Genomic DNA, 601 nt, shown 5'->3' on the forward strand with positions numbered 1-601 from the left:
TCTTTGATTGAACAAATTCGTACAGGCTCGCTTTGGGACTTCCCAGGCGGTGTGCATCCGGCAGAAAACAAAAAACAATCCAATAAAGCCGACTTAGTGCGAGCATCCATTCCCGCTGAAATCATTCTTCCGCTGAAACAGCACATTGGTAAAGCGGGTAACTTGTTGGTCTCTGTTGGTGAGCACGTTTTAAAAGGGCAAGCTTTAACCCAATCAGAAACTGGGTTTACAGTACCCGTACATGCGCCAACTTCTGGCACTATTACTGCCATCGAGCCTCGAACGGTGGCTCACCCTTCTGGTTTGAGCGAATTGTGCGCCGTCATCACTCCTGACGGCCAAGATACTTGGTGTGAAAAGTCACCTATCGCTGACTACACTCAAGAATCCGCCGATGCACTCATCGACATTATTCGCCTTGCTGGCATTTCAGGGATGGGTGGTGCTGGCTTCCCTACCGCGAAAAAGATCCAATCGGGCATTGCTCGTACAGAAATCCTGATTGTAAATGCTGCAGAATGTGAACCGTACATCACGGCCGATGACAAACTGATGCAGGAGCATGCCGAAGAGCTTATACAGGGTATCGAAATCGTCGAAC

General features: G+C 49.1%; 1 pseudogene. It reads left to right on the plus strand.

Going from position 1 to position 601, the window contains the following annotated elements:
* Positions 1-601: pseudogene (locus R7Q11_RS27710) on the plus strand (electron transport complex subunit RsxC); the annotation flags it as partial.

The sequence above is a fragment of the Vibrio sp. 970 genome, assembly GCF_033339075.1.